Annotated in this window: 10 protein-coding genes; 9 read left to right on the plus strand and 1 reads right to left on the minus strand. The window is 55.0% G+C overall.

Annotated elements, in window-relative coordinates; translation table 11 throughout:
- Nucleotides 1-31: 31 nt before the first annotated feature.
- Genes P0N66_RS11990 through P0N66_RS12030 form a run of 9 tightly spaced genes read left to right on the plus strand, consistent with a single transcriptional unit; the run spans nt 32 to nt 7,836 of the window.
- Complete coding sequence (locus P0N66_RS11990) at nt 32-1,513, plus strand: class I SAM-dependent methyltransferase (protein ID WP_275805724.1); 1,482 nt, start codon at nt 32-34, stop codon at nt 1,511-1,513.
- Nucleotides 1,514-2,203, plus strand: coding sequence for a 6-hydroxymethylpterin diphosphokinase MptE-like protein (locus P0N66_RS11995; RefSeq protein WP_275805725.1), 690 nt, complete (start codon nt 1,514-1,516; stop codon nt 2,201-2,203).
- Nucleotides 2,204-2,258: 55 nt separating this feature from the next.
- Nucleotides 2,259-2,966, plus strand: a complete 708-nt coding sequence (locus P0N66_RS12000) for an acylneuraminate cytidylyltransferase family protein (RefSeq protein WP_275805726.1) — start codon at nt 2,259-2,261, stop codon at nt 2,964-2,966.
- A complete protein-coding gene (locus P0N66_RS12005) occupies nt 2,956-3,741 on the plus strand; it encodes an HpcH/HpaI aldolase family protein (RefSeq protein WP_275805728.1) in 786 nt (261 codons plus the stop codon). The genes P0N66_RS12000 and P0N66_RS12005 overlap by 11 nt, the downstream gene beginning before the upstream one ends.
- Nucleotides 3,738-4,655 carry a phosphoglycerate dehydrogenase gene (locus tag P0N66_RS12010; RefSeq protein ID WP_275805731.1) on the plus strand — a complete coding sequence of 306 codons (918 nt, stop codon included), beginning with the start codon at nt 3,738-3,740 and terminating at the stop codon, nt 4,653-4,655. The genes P0N66_RS12005 and P0N66_RS12010 overlap by 4 nt, the downstream gene beginning before the upstream one ends.
- Nucleotides 4,652-5,566 (plus strand): NAD-dependent epimerase/dehydratase family protein, encoded by a 915-nt coding sequence (locus P0N66_RS12015; RefSeq protein WP_275805733.1) that lies wholly within the window; start codon nt 4,652-4,654, stop codon nt 5,564-5,566. The genes P0N66_RS12010 and P0N66_RS12015 overlap by 4 nt, the downstream gene beginning before the upstream one ends.
- A complete protein-coding gene (locus P0N66_RS12020) occupies nt 5,553-6,197 on the plus strand; it encodes an HAD family hydrolase (RefSeq protein ID WP_275805735.1) in 645 nt (214 codons plus the stop codon). The genes P0N66_RS12015 and P0N66_RS12020 overlap by 14 nt, the downstream gene beginning before the upstream one ends.
- Complete coding sequence (locus P0N66_RS12025; protein WP_275805737.1) at nt 6,194-6,874, plus strand: class I SAM-dependent methyltransferase; 681 nt, start codon at nt 6,194-6,196, stop codon at nt 6,872-6,874. Before P0N66_RS12020 ends, P0N66_RS12025 begins: the two co-directional genes overlap by 4 nt.
- Nucleotides 6,871-7,836 carry a radical SAM/SPASM domain-containing protein gene (locus P0N66_RS12030; RefSeq protein WP_275805739.1) on the plus strand — a complete coding sequence of 322 codons (966 nt, stop codon included), beginning with the start codon at nt 6,871-6,873 and terminating at the stop codon, nt 7,834-7,836. The genes P0N66_RS12025 and P0N66_RS12030 overlap by 4 nt, the downstream gene beginning before the upstream one ends.
- 63 nt (nt 7,837-7,899) lie before the next feature.
- On the opposite strand, the gene P0N66_RS12035 is transcribed toward P0N66_RS12030, so the two are convergent.
- On the minus strand, nt 7,900-8,103 hold a 204-nt coding region (locus P0N66_RS12035; RefSeq protein WP_275805741.1), incomplete at its 5' end, for a hypothetical protein.

An 8,103-nucleotide genomic window follows, 5' to 3' on the forward strand; every position in this document is an offset into this window, starting at 1 on the left:
AAAACCCAAGCAAAACAGCAGCAAGAAAACAATGGCCAAAAAAAGAAAACAAAAAAGCCAACGGACCCGCCCAAACAACCACCCAAACCCGCCGGCCACCAAAACCGCTGCCAAAGCCCCCCTTGCCCCTTGCAACTTGAACCTTGAACCTGCCCCTGCCCCTACCCCTGCCCCTGAACCTTGCAACTTGCCCCTTGCCCCTGCCTCCCTTGTACCTTACGACGAAAACCTCCTAGAACGCGCCCGCACCCAATGGCAGTTCGGCGACTGGCAAAGCCTGGCCGAACTGGGGACGGAACAGAACTCCACCCCCCGCCTGCAACACCACCCGGACCGGGCCAAGCTGGCCCTGCTGGCCGCCGCCGGTCACATGCAGTGCGGCAGCATGGACCAGGCCCGCCGCTACGTCCGCCTGGCCCGGGATTGGGGCTGCGACAAGAAACTGGTCAGCCGGATTTTGATTGCCGGGGTGCATAACAGCTTGGGGCGGGCGGCGGCGGTGGCAGGGAAGCAGGCCAAGGCATTGGATCATTTTGAGCGGGCGGTGGCCATCGGCACACCGGGTGGTGATACGAGATTGCTAGTTCAAGGACGTGCAGGGGAGCAACTGCATCAGTTAGGGTTTCAAGGTGCAAACGCAGCACTAGAGCATCTTAATGGCAAGCAAGTCACAGCCCCCTCCCTTTCCCTGCTCAAAAATCAACTCTTTACTAGTCAGCAGAAAATTAAAGAAGAGATAAAGTCCGAAGTTCAGGCAGACATCAAGGCTAACAACCCCAATCCATACGCCCATAACCGCACATTAACCCCGGCTTTCAATAAAACCCTGCGGGACTTCGCTTCGATCAACCTGAAAAAAGAGGGAATCAAAGCAGCTTATATCGACTACCTTGCTGCCAAATCAATTCAGATCGAGCGCAACTGTGTTGGCCGTTTGGCGACTACCGTGCAGGATGCGATTGCCCGGCAGCTTGTCGCTGAATCTGTTTCAGGCAAAGAATTGTGCATCTTGGAAATCGGCGCTCTTTACGGTGTCAGCTTGGCAATTTTGTACAATCATGCCATTACCAGATTCGACAAGGTGCAAGTAGTCTGCCTGGACCCATTTGATGGTTACTATGGCAAGGCGATGGATGCGGTTCTTAACCAACCGGTAAATGACCTGACCTTTATACGCAACATGGAATTGGCCAATGTGCCGCAAGCAGACTACCGGGTACTAAAGCACTACAGCACAGATCCGGTTGCCCTTAACACTGCTAAAGAGCTGCCCATCAACCTCCTGATAATTGATGGTGATCACAGCTATGAAGGCGTTAAATTCGATTTTGACAATTATTTTCCACTGCTTGCACCAGGCGGTTATGTGGTTTTTGACGACTACAACGCCAAAGAATGGCCAGGTGTGCAAAAGTTTATTGATGAAGACCTAAGAAAGTCCCCCGACCTTGAATATGTCGGCGCTATATCACGGACGGCGGTGGCCCGTAAAAAGTCAGTTGCCTTAACGTAAATGGATGCCCGGCTCGCAGCTTTTAATAACCGCCACATCGGCGAACGGGCCTTTCTGGTCGCCAACGGCCCGTCGCTCAACCGCATGGATCTGGGCTTTCTGCGGCGGGAAAATGTTATTGGTTTGAATAAAATTTTTCTGGGGCTCAGGAAGTTCAAATTTTACCCCAAGTATTACGTGGCAGTGAACGAAAAGGTTATTCAGCAAGCGGCGGGAGAAATTAAAAAGCTTAATTGTGTGAAGTTTATCGGTGAACGGGGGGCAGCGTTTGTTCCGGAAGACGCGCTCACCTACCATGTTGTTACCCGCAACCGCCAGCAGCGTTTTTATCACGACATCAGCGAGGGGGTTCATGAAGGGTGGACAGTTACCTATGCCGCCCTGCAAATCGCTTATTATCTTGGCTTTAAGGAAATTATCATCATCGGCCTCGACCACCGCTACCAGTACAGCGGCCAGCCGGATGAAGCCAAACGGCTGGATGGCCCCGACCCAAACCATTTTTGCCCGGACTATTTCGGCTACGGCCAAACCTGGGATAACCCAAACCTGGCTCGCTCCGAAGAGTCTTACCGTATTGCGCGGCAGGAATACGAAAAAGCGGGCCGACGCATTTGGGATGCCACCGTTGATGGGGCATGTACGGTTTTTGATAAAATCGATTACCGGAAATTTGCCAACCACCGCTAAACGGGGCACAAATTAAGGGTTGTCAAACCAAAAAATACTGCTATCTTGATCGGCCATGCAAAAAGACCATACACTCCAGAAAATAATCGCTTTACTGCCCATGAAAGGCAATTCCGAGCGGGTGCCAAACAAAAACATCCGCTCATTTGCCGGCAAACCTCTGTATCACCGGGTGGCGGCAACCCTTGAGGCCTGTTCCCGCATCGACACCATTGTCATCAACACCGATAGCGACTTTATCGCCGAAGACGCCACCCGCCACTTCTCCAAGGTGCAAATCATCCGCCGTCCCCCGGAGTTGCAGGGTGATTTCGTGCCGATGAACGACATCATCGCCTACGACCTGGCCAACACCTCCGGCCGGCACTACCTGCAAACCCACAGCACCAACCCTTTGCTTACCCAGGAGACCCTGGAAGCCGCCATCGAGCGTTATTTCAGTGTTCTCAATGAGTACGACTCAATCTTCTCCGTTACCCGCCACCAAACCCGGCTTTACTGGGAATCCGGCGAGCCGGTAAACCACAACCCGGCCGAACTGCTGCGAACCCAGGACTTACCGCCGCTTTTTGAAGAAAACTCCAACTTTTTCATCTTTTCCCAAAAGTCATTCGCGGCCGCCGGCAACAAAAGAATCGGCCTCAAGCCGCTGATGTACCCCATGGATAAACTGGAAGCAGTGGATATCGACGAGGAAGTCGATTTCCGCCTGGCCGAAGCGCTCTACTTGATGCGTGCCGAGGAAACCGACCATGCAGCTTAGGAAACGCCTGCGCCAAGGTCACCCGGTAATCGGCTCCTGGCTCAACACCGCCAGCCCCATCGCCGCCGAACTGATGGCTACGGCAGGCTTCGACTTTCTCACCGTGGATATCGAACACTCGGCGGTGGACCTGCCCCAGGCCCAGGCCCTTTTCCAGGCCATCAAGGCGGGCAACCTCGCCTGCGCCCCCCTGGCCCGGCTGGCCGGCAACGTCTATGCCGACACCAAGCGTTTTCTCGATGCCGGGGCCGCCGGGGTGATCGCACCTTTCATCAACACCGGCGATCAAGCCCGGGAACTGGTCCGAGCCGTCAAATACCCTCCTCAAGGAATGCGCGGAGTCGGCTACTGCCGGGCCAATGATTACGGCCTGCACCTGGAACGCTCGGTGGCCCAAGCCAACGAGCAAACCTTTGTCTGCGTGCAGATCGAACATGCCGACGCCCTGGCCAACCTGGACCAGATCTTTGCCGTTGCAGGCATTGACGCCGCCATCATCGGCCCCTACGACCTCAGCGCCTCCATGGGGATCACGGCCCAGTTCGACCACCCCGAAATGCGAGCCGCCACCAAGCACATTTTGGCTGCCTGCCAAAAACACGGCATTGCCCCGGGCATCCACGTGGTCCAACCCGAACCGGCCGAAGTAGTGGCCCGCCTGCAGGAAGGCTACCGCTTTATCGCCTACAGCCTGGATATCACCATGCTGCTAAGAGCAAGCCTGACCGGCCTGGAGCAAATCAAAACCCAATACCCCACCGGGGAGGAAGTATGAACACCGTTCTTATAACCACCTCTTCATTCGCCGTGGATTCACCCGCACTGCTCAAACAACTTGAAGCAAGCGGCCTGCAAGTGGTGCTGAATCCCTTAAAAAGAAAACTCACCGAAGAAGAAGCAACCAACCTGCTGCAACAGCATAAGCCGGTGGGCATGATCGCCGGGGTTGAACCCCTTACCCGCTCGGTGCTAGCCGCCGCCGACGGCCTGCGGGCGATCTCCCGCTGCGGCATCGGCCTGGATTCGGTGGATCTGGCCGCGGCCAAGGAGTTGGGCATCACCGTAACCAACACCCCGGACGCCCCCACCGTCCCCGCCGCCGAATTGGCCCTGGGCCTGATCCTCTCCCTGCTGCGCGGCATTCCCGCTTCGGACAGCGGCATCCGCCAGAGCCGCTGGGTGCGCCCCATGGGCCGCCTGCTTCAGCACAAAACCGTGGGCATCGTCGGCTGCGGCCGGATCGGCTCCCGGCTGGCCAAGATGCTTTCTTCCATGGAATGCCGGGTGCTGGGTGGCGACCCCGCCTGTCCGGTGAACGACCATTTTGAACTGGTGGAGCTGGAAAAACTGCTTGCGGAAGCGGATATTATCTCCCTGCATTTACCCTATACCGCCCAAACCCACCATTTTATGGACGCCAAACGCCTGGCCATGATGAAACCGGGGTCATACCTGATCAACGCCGCCCGGGGCGGTCTGGTGGATGAAGACGCCCTGTACCAGGCCCTGCAATCCGGCCACCTGGCCGGTGCCGCCCTGGATTGTTTCGAACAGGAACCCTACCAGGGGCCGTTAACCGAACTGGAAAACGTGGTGCTCACCGGTCATGTCGGTTCCTATGCCCGGGAAGGCCGGGTCAGAATGGAAGAGCAGGCAGTGGAAAACCTCATCCGGGAGTTGCAGTCATGAAAATCCTGGTCACCGGCGGTTCCGGCTTCTTGGGCAGTCATGTGGCCGATGCCCTGAGCGAGGCCGGTCACCAGGTTACCATCTTCGACCGGCAGGAATCCCCCCATCGCCGGCCCGAACAGGAAATGGTCATCGGCGATTTGATGGACCAGGAACTGCTCCACCGGGCAACAGCCGGCCACGACGTGGTTTATCACTTTGCCGGCATCGCCGATATCGACGAATGCGCCCAACGCCCCACCGATACCGCCCGGATCAACGTCCTGGGCACCGTGCAACTGCTGGAAGCCTGCCGCCAGGCGGCGGTGCAACGCTTTGTCTTTGCCAGTTCCGCTTACGTGTTCAGTGATTCCGGCTACTTTTACCGCAGCAGCAAACGGGCCTGCGAATCCTTTATCGATGATTACGCCAACCTCTTCGGCCTGAAATACACCTGTCTGCGCTACGGCTCTCTCTATGGCGAACGGGCCGACGAAAACAACAGCATCTTCCGCCTGCTCCGCCAGGCCGTCCAGGAAGGCAAGATCACCTACCGGGGCCAGGGCGATGAACTGCGGGAGTTCATCCACGTGCGGGACGCGGCCAAAAGCAGCGTCGAAATTCTTAAGCCGGAATATGAAAACAGCCACATCATCCTTACCGGCAACGAGAAGATGCGCTACCTGGAACTGCTGGAGATGATCAAGGAGATCCTCGGCCACCGGATCACCATCGAGACCATTCCTTCGGAACGCAAAGCCCATTACAAAATAACCCCTTACAACTTCAGCCCCAAGCTGGGGAAAAAGCTGGTGGCCAACCCCCATATCGACATGGGCCAGGGCCTGTTGTTGTGCATGGCCGATATTTACGAACGAAACCCCGGCAAACACGATGAATCCGGTCTGGTGGTGAACAATGGGCAAGATTAAGTGGCAGGCGGTTTTTTTTGATTTTGACGGGGTGATTCTGGATTCCGTAGATGTTAAAACCAGGGCTTTCGCCGCCCTGTTCCGCCAGTATGGCCCGGAGATCGAGCATGCGGTGGTGGACTACCACCTGGCCAATGGCGGGGTTTCCCGGTTTGAAAAGTTTAAATATTATTACCGCCACCTGCTGCAAAAGCCCATCACCCAAGAAGAGCTTGATGATTTGAATCGGGAGTTCACCCGACTGGCCCTTGAGGGGGTGTTGGCGGCCCCTTATATCGACGGAGCAATGGAAACCCTGGAGTGTCTCAGGCAGCATAAAGTCCCCGCCTTCGTTGTATCGGGAACACCCCATGAGGAGATGCAATTTATTGTCGAGCATAGGAACCTGACTTCATATTTTCATGAAGTGCATGGCTCCCCTCGGGAAAAACATGAGATTGTTAAGGACATCGCCTCACGGTATTCTTATCGCTTGCAAGATTGTCTGTTTGTTGGGGATGCAATGACGGATTATGATGCTGCCCAGGCTTGCGGGACTGATTTTATGGGAATTTATTCGGGAAGTAACCCACCTTTTCCTAAAGGAACGATGCTTTTGGAACGGGTTATGATTACAGAGAATCGCCAATGAAGCACCCCATCTATCACCGCATGTTCGGCTACAACCTTGGCCTGCTACCCAATCCGCAGCTCGCCGTACTCGAACATGGCGTTACCACCATCGATCAGGCCCGCCAGAAAAGTGGTGCCACCATCGGCTACCCCGGCTGGGGGCTCATTTACCACCTGCTGCTTGCGCACCTGGACCGCAACCGCGAAGAAATAATCATCGAAACCGGCACCAACTGGGGCTGCACCACCATTGTCCTTGCCCAAGCGCTCATCGACGCCGGATGCCGGGGCCGCGTTCTCACCTTTGAACTCGACCCAGACAATGCCAGCCGCACCCAGGCTAACCTGACCGCTGCCAACGTGGCTAGTCGCGTCGAACTCCATCTCGGCGATAGCCGGCAGACCCTGCCCAAAGCACTGCAAGATATCAGCGGGATTCGCCTCGCCTTTCTCGACGCTTCGCACCTCTACCACGACGTCAAGCAGGAATTTGAGACCGTACTGCCCAAACTCAGCGACGACGCCCTGGTCATCTTCGACAACACCTACCGTATCGCCGACGAAGGCGAAGATCAGCGCGTCAACGGCTTCCTGCGCGACATGCCCGCGCTCTATGGCGGCAACCTGGTCAACATGGAATTTGTCTCGTGGTATACGCCGGGGTTGGCTATTTGGCAGAAGCAGGGGGTGTTATGATCCCGGCAAATAATCTTGATGAGATTGCAAGTGCAAACCACTTGACGGAGAAAGAGAAGCACCATTTTAAGAATTACCACGCCAAAGTCGAGAAATGGCGCAAATCACATTACCTTCTCTATCCACAGCAGGTGCATATCGAAACGCAAGCCGTATGCAACGCAAAGTGTACCTTCTGCCCCCACACCCGGATGAAGCGCACTGGCACGCGGATGTCGGATGAGCTGATTGCCAAGGTCATTGACGATCTGTGTGAAATCCCAAGCAGTGTACCGTTCAATGTCTGCCCATTCAAAATCAGCGATCCGCTACTCGACAATCGCCTTTACGACATTATCGGCATGGTCGAAGAAAAACTGCCAAGTGCGAGCGTCTGGCTTGCTACCAACGGCGCAGGGCTGACCGAAAGCAGTATACTAAAACTCGCTGCGGCCAAAAGACCACTGGACCTGACTATCTCTTTAAACGATCACCGGCGCGAGGTTTACGAAGAAGAGATGGGCATCCCCTTTGAGCGCACTGTGACCAATCTCAGGGTGCTTTACAAAAAGATGGTCAGTGGTCAATTCCCCCATCGCGTAGCCATCGGTCGAGTGAGCGGCAAACGGGAAGATGATCACGCTTTCATTCAGTGGGTCAAAGCCCAGTTCCCCGCATTCAAGGTAATGATTAAACCAGCGGGAAACTGGGCTGGAGAAGTAACAAGCCGAACCCACAGCCAAGTATTACCCATCGGCTGTACCTCGTGGTTTCAGGTTTCTATCACTGCTACAGGCGATACTGCGCTCTGTTGCATGGATGGATTTGGAGAGGTGAATCTGGGAAATGTGAAGTTTATGAGTGTACTTGATATCTATAACAGCTCAACTCATCGAAAATACAGAGAAGGTGCTATGACGAGACGCGATGTGGCACCATGTTCGAGGTGCACGCACCCGGAAACGTGTGGGGAAACGGTGTGATGGCGGTACAAGTGCGGATAAATAATTGTGGTCTGTCCCGAATGGCGCTAGTTTAAGCTCTTTTTATACAATAAACCACCTGAAAATATTGGCTAAAATTGGTATATTTGCCAATGCGAAATACAAAAAATGCAATGCCAATGCTTCCAGGATTTCATCTGCGGACTCTGCGTCGAAAACCACGCTCATCCCAGCAGAAACTTGCCCAAAAAAATAGCTCTGCTGAAGCAAAAGTCTTTCAAGCAGATCGGTGAGCTCTTTGAAAAG

The organism is Desulfurivibrio dismutans (genome assembly GCF_029210385.1).
GTDB classification, from domain to species: domain Bacteria; phylum Desulfobacterota; class Desulfobulbia; order Desulfobulbales; family Desulfurivibrionaceae; genus Desulfurivibrio; species Desulfurivibrio dismutans.

What these genes read in the sequence shown, in the direction of transcription:
- P0N66_RS11990 (WP_275805724.1), top strand. Translation starts at nt 32, where the DNA reads ATGGCCAAAAAAAGAAAACAAAAAAGCCAACGGACCCGCCCAAACAAC.
- P0N66_RS11995 (WP_275805725.1), top strand. Translation starts at nt 1,514, where the DNA reads ATGGATGCCCGGCTCGCAGCTTTTAATAACCGCCACATCGGCGAACGG.
- P0N66_RS12000 (WP_275805726.1), top strand. Translation starts at nt 2,259, where the DNA reads ATGCAAAAAGACCATACACTCCAGAAAATAATCGCTTTACTGCCCATG.
- P0N66_RS12005 (WP_275805728.1), top strand. Translation starts at nt 2,956, where the DNA reads ATGCAGCTTAGGAAACGCCTGCGCCAAGGTCACCCGGTAATCGGCTCC.
- P0N66_RS12010 (WP_275805731.1), top strand. Translation starts at nt 3,738, where the DNA reads ATGAACACCGTTCTTATAACCACCTCTTCATTCGCCGTGGATTCACCC.
- P0N66_RS12015 (WP_275805733.1), top strand. Translation starts at nt 4,652, where the DNA reads ATGAAAATCCTGGTCACCGGCGGTTCCGGCTTCTTGGGCAGTCATGTG.
- P0N66_RS12020 (WP_275805735.1), top strand. Translation starts at nt 5,553, where the DNA reads ATGGGCAAGATTAAGTGGCAGGCGGTTTTTTTTGATTTTGACGGGGTG.
- P0N66_RS12025 (WP_275805737.1), top strand. Translation starts at nt 6,194, where the DNA reads ATGAAGCACCCCATCTATCACCGCATGTTCGGCTACAACCTTGGCCTG.
- P0N66_RS12030 (WP_275805739.1), top strand. Translation starts at nt 6,871, where the DNA reads ATGATCCCGGCAAATAATCTTGATGAGATTGCAAGTGCAAACCACTTG.